Origin of the sequence: Flavobacterium poyangense (assembly GCF_011751075.1) — a bacterium.
Classification (GTDB): domain Bacteria; phylum Bacteroidota; class Bacteroidia; order Flavobacteriales; family Flavobacteriaceae; genus Flavobacterium; species Flavobacterium poyangense.
In genome coordinates, this window is the sequence record NZ_JAALLN010000014.1 from 54,008 (window position 1) to 75,950 (window position 21,943).

The following is a 21,943-nucleotide window of genomic DNA, read 5'->3' on the forward strand; positions in this document are numbered from 1 at the left end:
CATTTTAAGTTTTGTGGCAGAATCGTAACATAATACTCTCCGCAGAAATAAAATCTCAGCATTGATAAGGGGTAGCAAATTGGGGTTCGAATATTCAAAGTAATTTATTTTATTGGAGTAAATCAATTTTATTCACAACAAAAAAACATCCATTCACGACAGAAAAACCCTCATTAACGACATCTTTTTCATTTTTTTTATTTTCAATCATTAATTTCAGAAAATAAAATCAAGAGTTAGAAAGCGTTTTCGAGATTAACCCAAAGAAAATACGAATACCATAGAAATCAAAAATTTTTATTTTTTAACATAAAATTTATACAAAATGGGACAGTACAAAAGTCGTCAGGAATTTTTAAAAAACAATCCAAGATCAATTGCATTTGCCGCATTGGCTAAAGCAACAAAAACGCAAGAAAAGATTACCAGTCAAGCGATTAAACTTGGTCCAAATCAACTAGAAGGAAAGGAGGTTATAATCATCGGGTCTGGTGTTGGGGGGCTTACCACCGCGTATGAACTACTCGCTCAAGAGTCTGGTGCAAAAGTAACCATTCTGGAAGCATCTCATAAAACGGGAGGACGCTGCATGAGCTTACGCACAGGAGATACACTCATTGAAGATGCAAACAGTGATTTGTTCGATTCGAAACCCGGAAAACCACAAGTTGTTCGATTTAAACGCCCAGTGGGAGACTCAGAACCTTACCTTAATGCAGGTCCTGGTCGTATTCCAAGCAGTCACAAACGACTCCTTTCTTACTTAAAACGTTTTTCAGTAGACGTTGAAATATATGTGATGAACTCTGAATCTAATTTGGTTCAAAAGGACGAAAGTTTTGGAGGCGAGCCTATGGTTTACCGCCGTTTGGATCATAATACAAGAGGTTGGTTGGCACACATGGTATACAAAAATGCGGAAGAATTACTTCGCAATTCAGAAGTGGGAATTAGTGAAAGTAATCTTGAAACACGCATTGAAGAATTACAAAGTTTGATGGTCAGTTTCGGAGAGCTTGATGCAGATGGAACCTATAGCGCAACGGCTGGATCACCTGGCTTCGAAGATGGAAAAACACGCGCTGGATATGAAGTATTACCTGGTGTTGCGGCTGGAATTGTAGCCGATGTCTTGAGTTTTGATAAATTGCTCGAATCAAAATTTTGGGAAGGCACGAAATTCTACCAACCTATAGATTTTCTCTGGCAACCAACTTTATTTCAGCCTGTTGGAGGAATGGATCAGGTGCAACACGCTTTTGCTCAACAAGTGGCGGCTTTGGGAGGAAACATTCTTTTGAATAGTCCTGTAAAAAAAATAAAATGGGACTCAACTAAAGAGAAGTACATCATTTCGGTCGGACAAGTTGGAACAGAAGAACCGATCTATTACGAAGCTGATTATTGTGTTTGCAACCTTGCGATGCCTTTTTTGAAAAACATTCTAGATTCTGATCTCCTAAAATCGGGACTTGAACCTGAATTTAAAGATGCATTAGAAGCCGTTTTTGTGGCACAGTTTGAACCAACACAAGCTCCGGGTTATAAAGCGCGAAAAGACGGATACGTTCCGCGTTTCTTAGCCTGCACCTCTAAAGTGGGTTGGCAGGCAAATCGATCTTTATGGCAAGGAAGCCCAATAAATCCCAAGACAATGGCAGTTGAAAAATCCGAAGTGGGAGTTGTACCTATTTTTGGAGGGATCTCTTGGACAGACAATGAAATTCAACAAATTTGGTATCCATCTACGGCATATCAAGACGAAAAAGGCGTGCTGACAGGCGCTTACAATTTTGATAAAGTAGCACACGATTGGGGAAAATTACCCGTTGATGAGCGACTTACCAAAGCTCGAAATGATGCCAGTAAATTCGGTAAGAAATTTGCCGAAGGTTTGGGAGAAGGCGTTGCCATAGCCTGGCAAAACATGCCAAATATCAAGGGCGGCTGGGCATATTGGCAAGCCGTTGGAGATGCGAACTACTCAACGAAACAATTTAACGCTATTGCACAAGGATCTGGAATTATAGATCCGAAAACAAAAAATGCGGGCAATGCTAACTTTTTTATTGTTGGTGATCAAATTTCCTCCCTTCCCGGTTGGCAAGAAGGCGCTATTGCAGCTGCATTAAATGCAATTTCGAGAATGGCAAAACCAGAGGTTAAAATACAGCCATTGAAAAATTTACCAGACACGCGTTTGATGGTGGAAGGTATCTAAATCAATTAAATAGAAATGAATGGAACGACGTCGAAGGTATTCTTCGTCGTTTTTTTTTTTATTATACTGTTTGATTCGGATTCTGTCGCATCTGTCAGAATCAAATATAAGAATTTAAGCAATTTAAAAGTTAGCCCGCCAATTTACAGAATGATTTAAACATAGATATCCTTGGTCCAGCCATTTGATTCTTTCTCAGCATACGTACAACTTCAATTCCACACAATGTTCGTCTGGCCGATTCAAAACTTTTAAAACCAAATCCGTTTTGAATACGCCACTTAACGAACCGATGGTCCTGTTCGACAATATTGTTGAGATGTTACACTACCGAATTTTAATCTTTGAGAAAAACACCTATTATAAACTTTAATTGCTGCGGTGTTAGAACCACTTTTATCAATGTTTATTACTCGTGGCTTTTAGTTATTAATAATTGTTTTGGTTAGAAAAGACTGAGCGCGCATTGTTTTTAAAATAGCATGAATTCATTAATTACAACCGCGTTATCTTTACAGAGCTCTCTTTACTAGAGCTCCTATCACCAGGCTGTTTAGCTCCCTTTTTGTTTGTTTCTTTATTAACTTTTTGCCTCTCTATTGAACTACTGCCTAGTTTTACCAAGTTACTATTAGTACTATCTTCTGTTATCGTTGTAATCTCTCCACTTCCATTATTTGTCAAAAGTACAACTCCACTGTTTGCATCTTTATAATTTGGTGTGAAAGTTCTTTCTTGCGGCATAGGTTCAATATCAACCACGCATGTTTCTAAATTAGAAGAAGCATTATCCTGTTTTACTATATCCTTACTTGTAGCAATAGTTTGTGTAACACTTTCTGATAACTTATTAACTAATTCTACTGTATGGGAGGGATTGTTTAAACTCTTTAATGCGTCTGCTACACCTTTCTCTAATTCATGCATACGCACTCCTCTTACTTCAAATTGCTTATTATTTGCATTAGCGAAGCATGCATTTGCCAATGGTAAATTCTTTGAATTAGCTTGATATTGCTTGCGTATTGAGTAGCCCGTAATGCATGTTGACACTAAAGATCCTGCCATACCAACAGTTCCCAGAGTGAGCCCTACAGCAGCAGGGATACCAGATAAAAGTCCTAAAGTATAACCAGTAACACCAATTAAAGCACCACCTGCAAATAAAAACGGCATTGCTTTTAGACTACTAAGAGCTTTAGTGTTATTACTCCTAACTTTGTTTGCGGCTTCAAGACCTAAAGTTCGCCAATTATTTGCTCCACAAATTTCTTTCAACAGATTTTGAATGGAAAGATTTTCCTTTTCTACTTTAGAATAAATACTAACCAACTCTGCTGCAGCAAATTTTAATGCTTCGTCCGGACTTTTCCCACATGATATTGCACCAGTCAATATTTTATCGTAAAACATTTTATAAATTTGTTTTTTATCCAACAGTTCCTTATTTAAATCACTGCCTCCATCCAACATCAAAGAAGCAACGGCAAATTCGACACCTTTAGCCGTAGCCACAGGGCGATTGACAATATTCCAAATCAATGCCTTACCAACAGCTAATGCCCCCATGGCACCTAACTTTGTATTTGCTTTGGAAACTGTTTTTGTTATTGCCTGAGGAGAAGCATTTGCGGCATATAATGCTTCATCTGTAAACAAATTTTTTAAATAATTTATATCGCCTTCTTCTATGCTTTGTACATGTTCTTCAGTAGCACCCCGCATTTTTAAGTCAGCTTTAATAGAATCGATAGTAAAGCTATTTAAAAAAGAATCAGACAATATGACATTTTCATAAGTATCATTTCCTGTGGTTTCTTTTCCTAATAATGTTAAAGCAGATTTTCCGGAAGCTACCTGATTCAAAAACTGAGATGAATCTTTAGCAAAACAGCGCCAATAATTTGACGTACTTTCGTTTACTCCAAATGGTTCTGAGCAAACCGGTAAGTAAGGTAGTTTTGTTTCCAAGGAAAGGTACGTCAACTGCTCACTCAGAGCGTTGTCATTTCCTAAACATAAAATTTCCTCCAGGGTGACATGAAAATGAGGAAAATCATGAGATAGTTTCTCGAAGGAAATATTCATATCATCTATGTAAAGATGAGGCCCCAACAAATCTTTTAAGGAAATGGATTCGATTAATTCGATATCGGACATAGCTGTTGCATATCCGTTCCTCATAAAATGATCTTTAATCTTATCTTTATACGTTTTTTCCTTATTTCCAAGTCGCTCAAGCCATTGTGCTCTTACTGCTTGTTCGAATACATCTTTCTTTGGCCCTTCTAAACCTACCACTAAGATTCGCTCCAGAGGACTGGCATTCATAACCACTTTTCCAAGTTCTTGAGCGTTATAATCAGTTGCCTGAATAATTAAAAAGCGAGCCCTGCTGGTTGAGGAATTTAACCATGCAACAGGGTCGTAATCATATTCATTCCTCAATGCTTTGTCCATGACTTTAGCTTGCTCTATAAATATATTTTCAGCAAAACTACTCATTTTATCTTCAGTAATCTTTCCTTTAATATGAACGTCGATGTCAATCGCCGGAGATGTCTCTTTTAAAAACTGCAGTAGCTCTTTCCTGTTCTTCTCCCAAATTATCTCTTCCGTTGGTCCTACTTTCATTTCAGAAGAATTCGATTGTTCTATTTGATTTATCGAAGAAGGTATTGTCTCTTCTTTATATACATCAGTTTGTTGAATTGTTTTATTTTCGTTAGGCATAATAATTACTTTTGGTTACTACTACTTTTTTAATTTTAGTGCGTATTATAAATAACCTTTATAAGGGGTTATAGTTGCTATAAACACACCTTAATTCAATTACTATAATCTCATTTTTTTGTTAAAAGGAGGTTTAATAGACTTATCGGTATTCAATTTCCTTGTTTCTAAATCAGGTAATCTTTCTATGGTAGGATGCGTTAATTTCTGAACAGAACTTGTCCCTTGCTCTGATGCAACTGGTTCGGTATTCATTCTCAACTTACTTTTCCCTAAAAATTCTTCTTTGTTTACCTTACTAAGCAAACCTAGTTCCTGACACCTGTTCTCAATGCTTCTTAAATAGTGTATTTTAGAAATGGTCCCAGTGTTTGAGTTTTCAGATTTTTTTGAAACAATTGAAGTGTTATCTATCGGTTCGTTCCTTAGATTTTTTTCGTTATTTGCAACCTCGTGAATCATTTTGTTTAAAATTCCACGATTATCAGATAAGACAGCAGTGACATTTTTATTTACTGCTACGATATTTTTTAAAATTTCATCTGAATTTTGATCATTACTTATTAAAACAATTTTTCTATAAGTCCAATCCTTTAAATTTTCTAAAATACTATGCGGATATTTCTCAGATGATTGAATGAGTATATCTCCCGTTGACAATAAAACAACCGGTAGAACATCTATTTCAGGTCGGGAAATTAAACCAAATTTGACTAACTCTTTTCTTAATGTATCCATCTGCCTGGCTTTTTCCGCATCAAATACATATTCTACGGTCATTTGCTGCGCCGATTTTGAATTCGTTCCTAATATGTAAAAATTTTCTTTTCCTTTTGTTTCTTCAGGACTATTACAAATCCTGGTAGCAACATCCGGGCTTGTAGAACTATAATTGCATACACGGGCAGTATATCCATCAAAAATATTTTTTTGTAATTTTGCACTTAATGCAGCCAGAACTGCTAAATCTCCGGTATCATCTCCGGTATAACTTATCATTGAAGGAATTCTCGAAACAATTCCACTTAGTTCAATTTTATTTTTTGCCAATTTTTCAAAAGTTATTTTCTTTGATACCAGCTCAAGTGTTACCGCCGAGGCAGCATGGGGATCCAAATGCAAATTTTTATCTTTAGTTACCAACTCCTGAAAACCTTGACAAATTACTGTTTTAATATCCGCTAATTTCTCCATTTCATGAGGGTCACCGGAATGTCTGAAATGACAGGTACAACCAAAATCTTTTATTTCCAAACCTACAGCAAGTCCCCCTTTATTTAATTCTTTACTATCACAATAGTATGCTCCGGCAGCACGTGCAACTATTCCTTTAATACTTTCCTTAACTTTAGCAGACAAAGGTTCTGATTGGGGCCTTAACTCATCTGGCTTTACAGCACTCCTTATATAAGCACCATTTTCTGAAGCAAGAACTATTTTGGGAATTGCTCCATCGGGATCTGGATTGAAAGCATTTTTATAGAAGTCGTATAATTCTGAATCTTTTCTTCCGGAGAGAATCATGATCCCAATTTCTGGATTTTGAAAGCTGTATTCCCTAATACGTTCCAGAACTTCCTTAGAAGGTCTGGTAACTGTAGGATCAGAATGTAATGAAACTAATGTGCCGTCATTATCCGTTACCGTCCATGATGTAACCGGTATTTCTTGAAAATTTTTATTAGGCATAAATGCTATTATTTTTGATTCGTAACAATTTGTTTAATTAGTTCAAATTGCCTGTTAGTAGTTGTAAAATGTATAATGTATAATGTAATATGCTAGTCTAAAAGGGCAAATGCTTTTATTAGCGGATTTTATTGCCTTTAAGCCAAGCGTTAGAATTTAAGTGTATTATTGCAGTATTTCAGTGATCTGAGATAACTATATGTTCGCAAAATGTAAGATCGTAATCAATTAAACAAAACTTAATACAGTATACATTATTATTCAACTAGTAGCTTGAGTTAATTATTCACATGTATTATAAACAAAGAAACTTAATAGGAAACCGTTTGGTGATGACTGCAATAAACAGGCATTAATACAATTACATCTTTGGTTTTATGCTGACGCTAGATCTTTTATATTCCGGGCTCTTCGATAACCTTTTATTCGAAGTAGTTGATCTCTCTACACTAGAATGCGTTAATTTGTCTATCAAACTTGCCCTCTGTACCATTGTTAATGGTTTTAAGCATCTTATTCCATAGTTCTTTACATCTTGTATTTTAGGTGTTATTTGTATAAATTCTTCTTTGTTATGCGTTTTATCAACTCGCATACTTGTTATAGCATTAATTTGATTTTTAAGCGAATTCTTAATTTCTTCTACGGTAGGATTTACCAATGATAAACATTTTAAATCTGACTCTCTTTTTTCCCCTCCCAGATCCACCGATATCCCGGCTTCCCGACTAACAATAGCTGCAGATGCGCTATTTGCTTCTGGAAGCATGTTATTCTTTAAGGCATGAGTCCTGGCATGAATGGCTTCTCCTATTGACATAATATATCCATCCTTTTTAGAAGTAGCAATTAAAATATCGTTTGCAGCATTAAATAAGGGAAGCTTCTCAAAAGGAATCCCAGGAATATAGTTAACGGCTCCCGGAAATTCAGTATTAATTTCTTCCACAATTCTTAAGCACTCTTTTTCATAAATACTAAAAGCATTAATAACTCTCGCACTACTACAAACTAAATTCAATTGTAATAATTCTTGTGGTCGTCCGTCAATGTCTTTACCTTTAATTTCCTGAAGCAATTTATGATAGGCTTGCAATTGTTCATGAATTCCTTTTGTGTAATCCCATCTTTGAACAGATGAAATATGAATTTTCTTAGGATCAAAATATTTTCCAGACTCAAGGGTCTGTATATCGTGAAGAGATCCTTCTCCAAGTGAAAACCTCTCGGCAACTTCTTCCAGTACCATTTTTTCCTGATTTTCTGCCTTAGAAACGATGTTTGTTCTAAAGTTATCAACACGTTTCGAAATATCTGAAGGCGGCTTTTGTAATGCAGCAAGGGAGGTTGTTAAAATATCTTCTATTTTATTTTTAGGAATTCCTATTGGATTCACTGACAATTTTGATTCCCAATCTCCGCTACATTTAATTTTATACGCTTTTATGGTTGCTTTAAAATTATCAACGTCTCTTTTAGTATGAAAAGAAATAGAATCTGCCCACAACACATCTTCTAATATCTGTTTGGCTATTTCCTGATCATCAAATTTAAACCTATCGTTTATGTTTGATATAGTTTTGTCATCATATACAAGGTAATTGGTTTCTTCAAATGTAGTATGGTGAAAGTATGCCACTTTTATATTTTCATTCCATTTCTTTATATACATCGGTACGGAAGCTAAATGACTATCATGCACCCAGACAATTGTATCTTCCAAAGTTGTTTTCTTTTCTGCAATATCCTTTTCTATCGCTTTAACAATTGCCTCAGCCATTGCTTTATTTACATGCATATAATCTTTTAGGGAAGAATCACTTTCTATTTTCGATTCAAAACCATGAACATGTGGCCAAATTATACCATTTACACCCAGCTTATAAAAACTTTGTTGAATTTCCGGATCTAAATATAAAAAGCTAAACTTTTTCTGAGCCAGTAAGTCATTATTCAGTTTAAGTGATTTGTGGTCAATTTCATCTTGTTGTGGTAATTTAAAACTATCTTCGGGAGTTTGTTCTTGTGTTTCTTTTACTGACTCTTTTCTTTTTACTTCCAACATAGGATATTGCGCTATTCCTTTCCAATCCCGAAGCTCAAAATTACTATTATCCTTTTCAAAAGTAGCCTCTACTCCAACTCCTAAACCTCCAGGTCTCATATTAAGTTTTCTTTCTTCCTGATTCTGAACTATTTCAATTGGCAATGAGTTTGAACATACATATACATTTTTTTTCATACATATAATAATTTATTGATTTAAAAAGTGCTTGCTAAAAATGAAATTATGGAGTCCCTATAAGTTATAGTATAGTGATCTTCCATTTTGAAAGTATTGATTTTACAGACTTATTTATTTAAAACAAACAAGTCTGCTATCTCATTTTAGCCTATTTTTTAAACAGCATAACACAAAACACTGTTATTAAAAATATTCATTATTTAATCTGTGGTATTTAAACATATAACTAAAGAAAATTATATGCAGGGGAGGGTAAATTGATACTATAGCGAATCCGTAAAAATGATTCGATGTCTAACTTAATAAAGATATATCATTAAAACAAACTAAAAATGTTAAAAAGAACTAAAATACATACAAATAATCACAAATATGTAAGTATACACTTAATTAATTACTTTGTTTCAGCAAAAGAGATCAATTTATCGGTTACTCTTTTCGTAGTTTCATATAAAAGTTTTAGGCTTTCCGGTCTATACTCAGCTTGATCTTCATTGAGCAGGTTGTCTAATTCTTATGGTGATAAATTAATTGGACAGGCTTTAAACAAAGAAGGTGTGGCTGTACAAACAGGACATCATTGTGTGCAGCCAATTTTACGCAGAATGAGTGTTGAAACTACAGTTCGCCCTCCATTAGCATTTTATAATAAAACAGAAGGTGTCGATATTTTTATTAAAACGCTATGGGAATTAAAAAAATATGATTCTAAACTAAAGAAACTTCACCATAAAATTTTACTTAAAATGAGAAAACCGACAGTTATACGCTGTCGGTTCTCTCCTTTTTATATGGTTAAATAAATAGCCGATATCTTACTGCTCATCATTATTCATTGCGGCCATCAAAAGCGTATAAGAATTCTTAAATACAATTTTTGATGAATTAGAAACAGCATCAGATAAAATCTGAACCTGACCTTCGTTTTTAACCCCTAATTTAACTTCAATCATTTGAAACTGATTGTTTCCAAGAGCTATAAAAACATAAAATTTACCCTGCCAGCGCACCACTGCATCTTCAGGTACAGTTAATGCGTTCTTGCTTTCTGTCTCAACTTCGGCATTAATAAAAAGCCCCGGAAGAAGTTCTGCATTGTAATTATTAACTTTACAAATAATTTCTGCAGCGCGGTCTCCGTTTAAACTCTGGTTAATAAAGGCAATTTTAGCTGCATATTTCTTAGAAATAGAAGTATTTCCAAAAGCCGTAACCGATTGCCCAATAGCTAAAGAAGTGATGTCTTTTTCAAAGGCATTCAAAGTTAAAACGATATCTTTTTTATCGATCAATTCAAAAAGCATATCAGTTGGGTTTACGTATTTTCCGATATTTACATTAACCTTAGAAACCAATCCGTTAATTGGCGAAATTACTTTTATTGTTTTGCTCATTGAGTCGACATTCAACTTTTTGGCATTAATTCCTAATAAACTTAATTTGTGTTCCAAAGAAGACATTATAATACGCTGTGTTCGCATCTCTGTTGTAATTTGCTCTAAAACCTTGTCACTGCTTGCTTTATTTACATTCAGTTCTTTTTGTCTTTTCTCTTCGTTTTGTGCAAGCTTAAACCTTTCTTTCGCCATAAGATATTCCTGCTGTAATTCTACGAATTGCATATCTTCAATTACCGCCAAAATTTGCCCTTTTTGCACATTCATACCAGCGATTAAATTAGTACTTTTAATATACCCCCCAAGCGGAATACTGATACTTACCACACTTTTAGGCGGAACTGTTACAGTCCCTTGAAGTTGTAAAATCGCTTTTACATTTTTTACTGTCGGATTAGCCGTTTCAATTCCGGCATTTTTTACCTGCTCGGCGCTTAACTTCACGATATTAACACTTTTAATATCCGAGTTTTTAATTTCTTCCTTTTTTTTATCTTCACAGGAAAACAGAACAAAAGCGCTTAAAAACGCTGTGATATATTTTTTCATTTTTAAATATTATTTAGGTTTTGAAGTATTGCCACAGCTTTGTTATAAGCATTAAGCGCATCCAGATATTCGCTTTTGATTGTTACCGCCTGATTAACCACCAAAACCCACTGCAAATAGTCGATATCTCCATTTTGTAACTGACTGGCAGCGGCATCAATAATAGTCTGGGCATTTTTTAATCCCTCTTTTTCATAGTATTCCAGGCTTTCCTGATGCTTTTTTACTTCATAAAAAGCATTTTCGATATTGGTTTTGACCTCAATTTTTACAGCTTCGGCTGCTGCTTCGGAACTTTCGTAAACTGCTTTTGCAGCTTTTTTACGCTCAGACTGACTTGCAAAAAACACAGGAATCGTAAGTCCTGCATTTACATAACTAAATCTTTGTCTGCTATCATAATACACATCCTGTTCGGCTGCATTTGTTTGATTTCCTATAAAACTCAAGTTATTATAACCCAATGTAATTTCCGGAAGCAATCTGGCACTTTCTGTCTTCCAGCGCCATTTTGCCGATTCAGATTCGTACTGAGAACGCTTCACCGCTGGAAGATTTTCTGTTTTAATATTCTCAAAAGAAGCACTCAAAACCGCTTTTAAATGCTCCGGTTTCGGGCTGTAAATCGTTTTATCCTGGAGAACCGCATTAAACAGATTAAGCACAATTTCGATGTCTTTATTTACCATCCTCAACTGGTTGTTGTAAAACTGTCTTGCCGACTGCGAGGCACTTTTCTCCAAAACATTTGCTTCGCCCGCTTTAAATCGCAACTCCGATTTTTTCTCCATAATTCTGTAAATAGAATCAGCATAAACCAATAACTCTTTTTTACTGTCTAACCAGAGATAATCGTAATAAATAGTTCTGACTTTGGTTTTAATTTCCTGAGAGGTCAATTGCGTTTCTGCTTTAGCTTTATCAAAATCGGCTCTAAAAGCTTTTTTCTGATTGCTGTAAACGGTGGGAAAAGCAAAAGTCTGGCTGATCCCAAAGCGGGTATCTTTCTGCGCACTGTTAAATTGTCCAAAATCGGCATCAATTTGTGTTTTTGGTACATCGTAAGCCGATTTTTGAAGGTAGCTTTTAGATTGCTCATTCCATTTTGCCGATTTAATTGTCCTGTTGTTTTGAATGGCTATTGAGATGGATTCTTCTAATGAAACGGATACTTGCTGTGCATTAGTCATGCTTCCGATGAAAAGAAAAGCCAATAAAATAGTGAGGTTGTTCATTTGTTTTTTTCTCTTTTTAGAAAATGCTTTCGCATGATACGTCATTAAATAAATAGCAGGAAGTACAAAAAGCGTTAACAAAGTTGCGGTAATTAAGCCGCCGATTACAACGGTTGCCAACGGACGTTGTACCTCTGCTCCTGCTCCATTGCTTAATGCCATTGGCAGAAAACCTAAAGAGGCTACTGCAGCCGTCATTAAAACGGGACGGAGTCTGTTTTTTGTTCCGATGATAATGATTTGAAACGGATCTGTAATTTCTCCGTGTTTTTGAATTCGGTTAAATTCGGATATCAAAACAATACCATTTAAGACCGCAACTCCAAAGAGCGCAATAAATCCGACTCCGGCCGAAATACTAAAAGGCATATCACGGAGTACCAAAGCAAATACGCCGCCAATAGCCGATAACGGAATTGCCGTAAAAATGATAATACCTTCTTTAAAAGAACGGAAAGCAAAATACAACAAAGCAAAAATCATTAATAAAGCGGCTGGAACTGCCAGACCAAGTCTCGATTTTGCTTGCTGCAGATTTTCAAATGCACCTCCATAAGTGATATAATAACCGGGATCGAATTTAATCTGTTTGTGTACTTTCTGCTGTAATTCTTCTACAATAGACTGCACATCCCGCCCACGGACATTAAAACCTACAATGATTCTTCTTTTGGCATTTTCACGCTGAATCTGATTCGGTCCTTCTACTTCTTCAACATTTGCTACCTGATATAACGGAATCTGCATGCCTGAAGGAGTTGCAATAAGAAGATTACGAACATCTTCAATTCCTTTTCTTCCACTGTCTTCTACACGAACAACCATATCGAAACGTTTTTCTCCTTCATAAATATTTCCGGCTACGGCTCCTGCAAAAGCGGCATTAACAGTAGCATTAACATCGGCAACACGAAGGCTGTATTTTGCCATTTCTGCCCAATTATAATCGATTACTATTTGTGGCATTCCGGTAACTTTTTCTACATAAAGATCGGCTGCACCTTCGACCGTTTTGCTAATAGCTCCAAGCTTTTCAGCATATTCAGAAAGTTTTTTCAGGTCTTCTCCGTAAATTTTACAAACCAAATCTTGTTTGGCTCCCGTCATTAATTCGTTAAAACGCATCTGTACAGGAAATTGAAATCCTGTGGTAACACCGGGCGCAATTCTCTTAACGGTTTTGGTCATTTTATCGGCTAATTCGGGAAATGAAGAGGCACTTGTCCATTCGGATTTGTCTTTTAGAACAATAATCATATCACCGCCTTCAATCGGCATCGGATCGGTTGGGATCTCTGCACTTCCGATTCTTGAAACGACCTGCTGTACTTCGGGATATTCTTTTTTAAGCTGTGCCGATATTTTCTGAATGGTTTCTGTTGTAGTGGATAAATTGGTTCCAAGTAATAAACGGGTTTCTACGGCAAAATCTCCTTCTTCTAACTGTGGAATAAATTCTCCTCCCATTCTTCCAAACAATACCAACGCAATTCCGAAAAGTACAAAGGCAGCAATTACAATTGCTTTTCTAATGCCTAAAGCTTTTGTCAACCAGCCTTCGTACGCATTTTCGAGCCTTGCCATAATACGATCAGAAAGATTCTTTTTGTGGTTAATTTTTTTATTTAAGAATAAAGCACTAACCATTGGCACATACGTAAGCGAAAGTATAAATGCACCCAAAATAGCAAACGCGACAGTCTGTGCCATTGGTTTAAACATTTTACCTTCAATTCCCTCAAGTGAAAGTATTGGCAGGTAGACTATTAAAATAATGATTTGACCGAAAACCGCAGCGTTCATCATTCTCGCAGCAGATCCGGTCACTTCTTTATCCATTTCTTCCTGCGAAATAGCACCAACATTTCGATATTTTTTTGAACTGTGAAGATGATGTAGAATTGCTTCCACAATAATAACGGCGCCATCGACAATTAAGCCGAAATCAAGAGCGCCCAAACTCATTAAATTACCGCTTACGCCAAAAGCATTCATCATAATAATGGCAAAAAGCATCGCCAGCGGGATCACCGAAGCCACAATGAATCCGGCTCTTAAATTTCCGAGAAATAAAACCAGAATCAAAACTACAATTAAAGCACCTTCAATAAGATTCTTCTGCACAGTTCCAATAGCATTGTCTACCATTTTGGTACGATCAAGAAAAGGTTCAATTTTTAAACCTTCGGGTAGTATTTTTTCAATCTGGGCAATTTTATCTTTTACATTAACAATAACATTATTGGCATTTTCCCCCTTTAACATCATTACAATTCCACCAACAGATTCTCCAAACTCGTCTGTGGTTAAAGCTCCGTAACGTATCGCCGAAGAAATTTTTACATCGGCAATATCTTTTATTAAAATCGGAAGTCCGCCCTGTGTACTTTTAACGACAATATTTTGAATGTCTTTTATGCTTTTTGCCAGACCCGTACTACGGATGTAAGACACCGTCGGTCCTTTTTCTATATAAGCGCCACCAGTATTCTCGTTGCTTGTATTTAATGCCGTAAAAACATCGCTTATAGTAAGATTCTGCGCTTTTAGTCTCGCGGGATTTATCGCAATCTCATACTGTTTTAATTTCCCTCCAAAAGTCGAAACATCAGCAATTCCCTGAGTTCCCAAAAGCTGTCTGCGGATAGTCCAGTCCTGAATGGTTCTTAAATCTTCCAACGAATATTTTTCTTCATAACCCGGCATTGGTTTTAATACATATTGGTATATTTCTCCCAAACCTGTTGTTACAGGCGCCATTTCCGGTCTGTTGGCATTTCGGTCTATCTCGACCTGCTGTAGTCTTTCGGTAATCTGCTGTCTTGCCCAATATACATCGGTATCGTCATCAAACACAACACTTACCAGCGAAAGTCCAAAACGAGAAATACTTCTGCTTTCTTTAAGATTGGGAATATTACTAATTACCTGTTCTATTGGAAAAGTAATCAACCGTTCTACATCTTCTGCGCCAAGTGAAGGCGCCGTAGTGATTATTTGCACCTGATTATTAGTGATGTCCGGTACAGCATCTATTGGCAATTGGGTAACTTCATACACACCGTAGATAATCCACAGCAGTGTAAAGACGCCAATTACCAGTTTGTTCTTAACTGAGAACTGAATTACTTTATTAAGCATAATTTTGAATTAAAAATATAATAAATCAGTGACCGGAACACTTCAAATGTTCCAGCCACAGCAAAAATTTTAAAATCAAATTATGCTACAGGAGGCCTGAATAAAGAAAGTAAATTTGGATCTGAAAGAAGATTAGATCGGTAAACTGTATTTTTTAATTGTGGTAAAGCCGGATTAAACGGAATAGGTAACAGCTCTTTGTCTGTCAAAATAAAAACCAGCTGAAAAGAACTGCTGCTAATCGTTTTAAAAGGAAGTTGCATGTCACGGTCTTCATCATTATCTTTTAAATCTTCTCCCCAGTAGTGCATCGATAAAAAATCTACGAAACTTAAATCACTCAACTGCTTGTGCTCCTGAAAATGTTGTACCAGAATTGGAAGCTTATAAAACTGCTGTACAAAACTGCTGTTTGAAGCTATTAAGAAAATAAATATGTAAATAATTTGTTTCGGCACAAGGCAAATTTAATTTATTTATAGAAATCATCATAATTAAAAAATTGTAAATATTCATTATTGCCTTTTCTCACTTGAACACAAATCAATACTGACTATTTTTTAACCAAAAAAGCCATAAACAGGTCTCATTTTTTCTATCGCTAATTATTTTATCCTGCCAACCAAAAACCATTTTATAAATTTTCAATCCAAAACAAAACAATACCCCTTATCCCCCAAAAGAGAAGGTTTATCTTAGACAAATAGTAGTATCAGCACCAAACTTGAATAAAAAACTCAATAAACACAAAAAAAATAAACAATTAGTTGGTTTTTAAACATTTGACTTCCATATTTTACGAATCTGCCAGAACAAATCATTATTTTCTCACAAATAAATGATATATATATTTTTTTATTCTTAAATTTTTATTTAGATTCGGACTAATTAAGAACAGTTAAAAAATATTATCAAAACAACTGATTTTAAACAAACTAGCTTTTCTTGCTAACCCAATAGCAAACCTCTTAATCATTTTTTTACAAATAAATACATACAAATTATATATTTGAATAATTTTATTTATATTTGGTCTAATTAAAAATAGTTCAAATTATGATCTTTGAGAGCATAGGCTTAAAAAAAATAATAGCCTTTATTTTCTTATTTACTTTTTCAATAAAACGTGCCGATGCTCAAGTTACACTCAAAGTAATGAGCGAATCAAAGGAGCCGATTGTCGGAGCAACTGTTACCGTTAAAGAAAACGACTTTCTATTATTTCAACAGCAAACAGATGTGAACGGACAAGTACTAATTCACGAAAAACCGGGCAGCTATACCGTAGAGGTCGAAAATTTTTCATTCAAAAAAGCCAACTTCAAACTTCAGCTCAATAAAGAGCGGAAAACTCTGGACGTTATCCTTATGAAATCGACCCACGAACTTAATGAAGTGGTCATAGAGGAACCTAAACTTGCTACAGCACAAAAACTCCGCGAATCAGTCTATACACCTGAAGTAATCGATTTTAAAGAATTAAAAAGCACTTCAAAATCTGTAGTTGAAGCAATAAACCTGGCATCCGGAATACGGATACAGCAACAAGGTGGTACGGGCAGTGCTATAAACATCAATCTAAATGGTATTGATGGAAAAGATGTTCGTGTATTTGTTGATGAAGTCCCGGTTTACCTTTTAGGTCGTGGTTTTGAACTTCAAAATCTTACTACAAACATGATTGACCGCGTTGAAATATACAAAGGAGTGGTCCCCATTCAGTTCGGCTCCGATGCCTTAGGCGGGGTAATTAACATTGTAACCAGAAAAAGTGAAAAGGATATTTTGGGAATGGGATATTCGTATGGCTCCTGGAATACGCATGAAGCTACTTTAAGCGCTTTTGACCATCCACTTACAAACAAAAATTTCTTTGCGGCTTTTGACGCCGTTTACCGCCATTCCGACAATAATTACTGGATGGATGATGTAGATGTAGTTGCAGACCATTTATACAATACAAAAAAAGGTCGGGCAAGAAGATTTAATGACAAATATAATTTTGGTCTTGCCAAAATACAAACTGGATTTAAAAACTTAAGTTGGGCCGACCACATAAAACTTATTTCCTCTTTTACTTATACCCATAAAGAGTGGCAACACGGAATTACAGCTCTAAAACCTTGGGGAGAACCGTTTTCTGAAGAATATACAGGAGGTGTAGCGCTTAATTGGAAAAAATCAAGTTCACAAAAAAACAACTGGCAGATTGATGTAACCGCCGGATACAATTTTGAACAAACCTATTTTGAAGATATTTCTTCACGCATCTATTTTTGGGACGGCAATTTTATCGAAGGACAAACTAAAGGCGAAAGTGGCTTGTATAGCCAGGGCATTACACCAAAAACAATTCAAAAAGTCCTATACGCAAGAGAAAATGCTTTTTTTAGACTAGGAGAAAATTATAAAATAAATGTCAACCTGTTTACGACAAGAAGAGAATTAACAGGAGAAGACAAAGCAGGTACTGCTACTTACAAAGAGGATCCTTTTAAAATACCTCAAACACTGATAAATAATTTTTTCGGAACCTCACTTGAATCCAAATTTTTAGACGGACGCTTACTTGGTACTACTTCCTTCAAACATTATTACAGTAAAGTGCGAGGAGCCAGCTTTAAGATCAACAATGAATTTGATAAAATCAACTCCTCCTCCTCTTCCGATATCGGCTTTGGTCAAGTATTCAAATGGGTACTTACTCCACAAATAGCAATACTTCCCGGTTATGAATATTCCATTCGTCAACCGGACAGCAGAGAAATTTTTGGTGACTATATAACCGTTAGCCCGAATCCCAATCTAAAATCAGCTAAAAGCCACAACCTGAACTTTAAAATACAGTTTAAGTCAACAAGTGAAAAGATTTTTACAGGAATAGGTGGCTTTTATAGAGACTCAAAAAACAGGATTATTCTAACCTCATTTGCAAATGCACTTGCTGCTTATACCAATTTGTTACAAACCACGACAATTGGTGGTGAATGGTTTTTAGAATACAAACCAACTAATACGCTCGATTTCGGTATAAACGCAACTTATCAGGATATAAGATTAGCTGCTGTAGACGATCTTGGGATTTTTACAGATAACTATATTGGTGCCAGAATTCCAAACACCCCCTATTTATTCGGTAATGCTCAGGTATTCTATACCTTAAATCCCGGGAATAACCGAAACTACTTTATTAGATTTTTATACACCTCGTCTTATGTGCATGAATACTATCTCACTTGGGCTCTTAATGGCAAAAAATCTTCTAAAGCAACAATACCGTCACAATTTGCAAATGACTTTTCGGTCTCACTGCATTCAAAAAATAAACGTTGGAGCTTCGCAATTGATTGTAAAAATTTAACCAATGCGCAGTTATACGACAACTTCTCTGTTCAAAAACCAGGAAGAAGTTTTTACGGAAAAATTACTTATTCATTAACCAATCAACAATTATGAAAACAATGACAAACAAACTTACTCTTTTATTTTTTGCACTTTTAGCATTATCATCCTGTGATAAGGACGACAACAAGGAAGAGTCAACAACTAACGGATCTGCCAATTATACTTTAATTACAAGACCTCAGAATTCAGATGGAAGAACTTTTGCCGCCTACATGCAAAAAATTGAATCTCCGGATGCTACAGGAACAATAAATAATGCTAACGCACACGAAATCTCAGCTTCTCATTCCGGTGGGGTTTATGAGTTTAAGAAAGCGGTATATGTGAATGATTATCAGAATGGTTTGATCTCAAGATGGACCTTAACTAACGGAAATGTCGGAGAAAAAACAGGTACAATCAAGGTTCCGGAATTAGGATTCCAGGGAAATATTTTTTTCAAAGATGAAAACACAGCCTACATTGGCGGATCAGGAAAGATTGTAATCTTTAATCCTACTACTATGGTAAAAACGGGAGTTATAGATTGGTCTTCTATGTCAAGAGTTGGTAAAGTAACCGATTTTCCAAAAGCCGGAGCCAAGATTCAGGCAGATGGAGTGACCGAGATTATCGTTAGCGGGAATTATATGTACGCGGCTTTGTACTCTATGTATGACTTTAACACCTTTACACCAGCCGTAACTACCTGCGACATACTGGTAATTGATCTTACAAAAGTGAACAATTCTGCTACCGACAATTCAACTGCTTTAGTTAAAATTATTACAGATGAGCGTGGCTCTTTTACAGGTTCCTGGAATACCGGAGGTGGTGTTTACTACATGAATAAAACAGAAAATGGAGATATTTATGTATTGTGTCACAATGTATTTGGCGGAGCCAGAACTGCAATAGGTAAACCGGCCTGTTTACTAAGAATCAAAAACGGAGCTACTGCCTTTGATAAAGATTACTATTTTGACTTAGAAACAGCATCACAAGGAAGCGGTAACCCTGTAACGAATTTTGAATATTATGGAAACGGCAAATTCCTTGCAACTGTTCTGGACCCAACAAAACTGGATCCAAGCAATCCGTACTCTTATAATACAGATCCTGTATTCCGTTGGTGGAATTTTGACTTGAATGCAAAAACGGCAACGAAGTTAGACGATGAATATACAAACAGTGGTAAAGTAGCAAAATGCTTTTTTGCAAACGGTTATGCTTATGTTCCATTTGCTAATAAAACCAGCAATTACATTAATAAAATCAACTTAAGCAATTTGAGCAAAACCAAAACGGTCACTACTACCGGTATTTCTCATATTCTTGGATTGAAATAATAACACCAACTAATTTGAGCATCCGAAATAACTCCGGATGCTCATTAAGTCTTATTGCATCCTTTTTTAAAGTTTACAAATCCTCAATCAAAAAACAAAAATCCTATGAAAAAAACGATGACCATACTACGTTATGTTTTTGCTGTCCTTCTTTTACTTTTTGGCGCTATCGGAACATATGCCATGCTAACGGAGGGTTACAATCCGCAAAGTGAAGGTATTCTTCTATTTGGAAAAACCTTTCAAGACCTGCACAATGCCATCATGCTGAGCTATTTGGGAGTTTTTGTACGTTTAGCACAACTATTCGCCGGCATACTACTCTTAACAAAAAAATACTGGTGGATTGGCTTGTTGTTCTATCTTCCTTTTGCCGTCAATATCTTTTTAATTCACATCGTTCATGATACTCCTCCTGTGCACCCCGGCTTTTTCGCTTCGGGAATGGTGGTATCGATCTTGAATTTCATTTTAGTATTCTATGAAACTGATCGCTTAAAACAATTGGTAGTAACCGTACAAAACAAGTAAACAAAATGTCTACAAATCATATCGTTTACGACGCCTTAATTGTGGGGTCCGGATTTTCGGGCATTTCAATGGCAATCAGCCTGAAAAAACGCGGGATACATTCTTTTCTTATCCTCGAAAAGGCTGCAGCTATTGGAGGTACATGGAGGGACAATACTTACCCGGGTGCCCAATGTGATGTGCCATCTGCGCTGTACAGTTACTCATTTGAACCCTTCCCAAACTGGAAGAAAAAATGGTCAGATCAACCTCAAATTCTCGAATACCTCAAGTACAATGTAGAAAAGAACGGATTACAAGATCATATTCATTCTGAAAAAGAATTTTCCTCTTCCCAATTTATTGAAAAAGAAGGCTATTGGGAAGTGAAAACCAAACAAGGCGACACCTACTTGACCCGATTTTTAATCATGGCGATCGGCCAGTTAGATCACCCGAAAATTCCCCATTTTAAAGGTAAAGAGATTTTCAAAGGGAGTAGCTGGCATTCCGCAAGATGGAATCACGACATTGATCTAAACGGAAAACGTGTAGCCGTAATAGGAAATGCTGCCAGTGCCATTCAGTTTATTCCGGAAATTGTTCCGCAAGTACAAGCTCTTACCGTTTTTCAGCGAAGTGCAAAATGGTTATTACCCAAGAAAAACACCCCGTACACCGATAAAAACAGAAAGCTGCATAAAAAATATCCTTTCCTGCTTTATTGGGCCCGTCATTCGAATAATACATTCAACGGTCTGTTCTATCATTTGATGGGACAAAACAAATTTTGGAAAAAGGCTTGGCAAGGGGTAAGCATGGCGCATCTTAAAAAAACGATCAAAGACCCGGAATTATTGAAAAAACTAACCCCCGATTATCCCATGGGAGCAGTCCGTGTTCTTTTGTCCGATGACTATTATCCAGCTCTGGCAAAAGAAAATGTGACCGTAAATATGGACGGTATCTCTCATTTAACAGAAGACGGGGTTGTCACCTCCACGGGAACTAAAATCCCTCTGGACGTCATTATATATGCTACAGGTTTTGAAAGTAATCCTTTTCTAAAAGGTCTCAATATCTGTGGTTTAAACGGAATTTCAATACAAACTGCCTGGGAGAAAGCAACAGAAACTTATCTCGGAATCACCACAGCGGGTTTTCCTAACTTCTTCATGATGTACGGTCCAAATACGAATCTGGGCCACAGTTCAGTCTTGCTCATGGTAGAAAGTCAGGCCCATTATATCTCGGAATGCCTAAGTCTGATTTCAAAAAACAAATTGAAATACATGGACGTAAAACCGGACTTTCAAAAAGGATTTACACATGGAGTGAATGAAAGAATGAAAAAAACGGCCTGGTCACAGGTGAAGAACAGTTGGTATAAAGACGGTGATATTATCATCAATAACTGGCCCGGCAAAGCCAAAGAATACCAAAAACTCACAAAGGTGGTAGATCAATCTGCTTATACCTTTTATCACTAA

13 protein-coding genes are annotated in these 21,943 nt (G+C 36.1%); 6 read left to right on the forward strand and 7 right to left on the reverse strand.

Annotation, left to right across the window (positions count from 1 at the left end; translation table 11 throughout):
- Positions 1–325: 325 nt before the first annotated feature.
- Entirely contained in the window at positions 326–2,221 is a 1,896-nt protein-coding gene (locus tag G3A47_RS17960) for a flavin monoamine oxidase family protein (RefSeq protein ID WP_166924824.1), read from the forward strand.
- 130 nt (positions 2,222–2,351) lie between these two features.
- On the opposite strand, the gene G3A47_RS24025 is transcribed toward G3A47_RS17960, so the two are convergent.
- The 4 genes from G3A47_RS24025 to G3A47_RS17980 all read right to left on the reverse strand — a co-directional run bounded on the left by G3A47_RS24025 (position 2,352) and on the right by G3A47_RS17980 (position 8,885).
- Positions 2,352–2,531, reverse strand: a complete 180-nt coding sequence (locus tag G3A47_RS24025) for a DDE-type integrase/transposase/recombinase (RefSeq protein ID WP_166924890.1) — start codon at positions 2,529–2,531, stop codon at positions 2,352–2,354.
- 185 nt (positions 2,532–2,716) lie between these two features.
- Positions 2,717–4,954: a hypothetical protein gene (locus tag G3A47_RS17970; protein WP_166924826.1), complete on the reverse strand. Its 2,238-nt coding sequence runs from the start codon at positions 4,952–4,954 to the stop codon at positions 2,717–2,719.
- A gap of 102 nt (positions 4,955–5,056) precedes the next feature.
- The gene (locus G3A47_RS17975) at positions 5,057–6,643 is read right to left on the reverse strand and encodes a trehalose-phosphatase (RefSeq protein WP_166924828.1); all 1,587 of its coding nucleotides are present in this window, start codon (positions 6,641–6,643) and stop codon (positions 5,057–5,059) included.
- A gap of 361 nt (positions 6,644–7,004) precedes the next feature.
- A complete protein-coding gene (locus tag G3A47_RS17980) occupies positions 7,005–8,885 on the reverse strand; it encodes a trehalose-6-phosphate synthase (protein ID WP_166924830.1) in 1,881 nt (626 codons plus the stop codon).
- Positions 8,886–9,391: 506 nt separating this feature from the next.
- Between G3A47_RS17980 and G3A47_RS17985 the strand changes: the two genes are divergently transcribed.
- Entirely contained in the window at positions 9,392–9,691 is a 300-nt protein-coding gene (locus G3A47_RS17985) for an aminotransferase class V-fold PLP-dependent enzyme (RefSeq protein ID WP_243860502.1), read from the forward strand.
- Positions 9,692–9,703: 12 nt separating this feature from the next.
- Here G3A47_RS17985 and G3A47_RS17990 read toward each other — a convergent pair whose 3' ends face one another.
- From G3A47_RS17990 to G3A47_RS18000, 3 genes are all read right to left on the reverse strand, one after another.
- The gene (locus G3A47_RS17990; RefSeq protein WP_166924832.1) at positions 9,704–10,834 is read right to left on the reverse strand and encodes an efflux RND transporter periplasmic adaptor subunit; all 1,131 of its coding nucleotides are present in this window, start codon (positions 10,832–10,834) and stop codon (positions 9,704–9,706) included.
- A gap of 2 nt (positions 10,835–10,836) precedes the next feature.
- Entirely contained in the window at positions 10,837–15,210 is a 4,374-nt protein-coding gene (locus G3A47_RS17995; protein WP_166924834.1) for a CusA/CzcA family heavy metal efflux RND transporter, read from the reverse strand.
- Between the two features lie 80 nt (positions 15,211–15,290).
- A complete protein-coding gene (locus G3A47_RS18000) occupies positions 15,291–15,668 on the reverse strand; it encodes a hypothetical protein (protein ID WP_166924836.1) in 378 nt (125 codons plus the stop codon).
- Positions 15,669–16,365: 697 nt separating this feature from the next.
- Here G3A47_RS18000 and G3A47_RS18005 point away from each other — a divergent pair.
- The 4 genes from G3A47_RS18005 (at position 16,366) to G3A47_RS18020 (ending at position 21,943) form a co-directional block, all read left to right on the forward strand.
- Positions 16,366–18,666 (forward strand): TonB-dependent receptor, encoded by a 2,301-nt coding sequence (locus G3A47_RS18005; protein WP_166924837.1) that lies wholly within the window; start codon positions 16,366–16,368, stop codon positions 18,664–18,666.
- Positions 18,663–19,943, forward strand: a complete 1,281-nt coding sequence (locus G3A47_RS18010) for a DUF4374 domain-containing protein (protein ID WP_166924839.1) — start codon at positions 18,663–18,665, stop codon at positions 19,941–19,943. Before G3A47_RS18005 ends, G3A47_RS18010 begins: the two co-directional genes overlap by 4 nt.
- 117 nt (positions 19,944–20,060) lie before the next feature.
- The gene (locus tag G3A47_RS18015) at positions 20,061–20,474 is read left to right on the forward strand and encodes a hypothetical protein (protein WP_208328374.1); all 414 of its coding nucleotides are present in this window, start codon (positions 20,061–20,063) and stop codon (positions 20,472–20,474) included.
- Positions 20,475–20,479: 5 nt separating this feature from the next.
- Positions 20,480–21,943 (forward strand): flavin-containing monooxygenase, encoded by a 1,464-nt coding sequence (locus G3A47_RS18020; RefSeq protein ID WP_166924843.1) that lies wholly within the window; start codon positions 20,480–20,482, stop codon positions 21,941–21,943.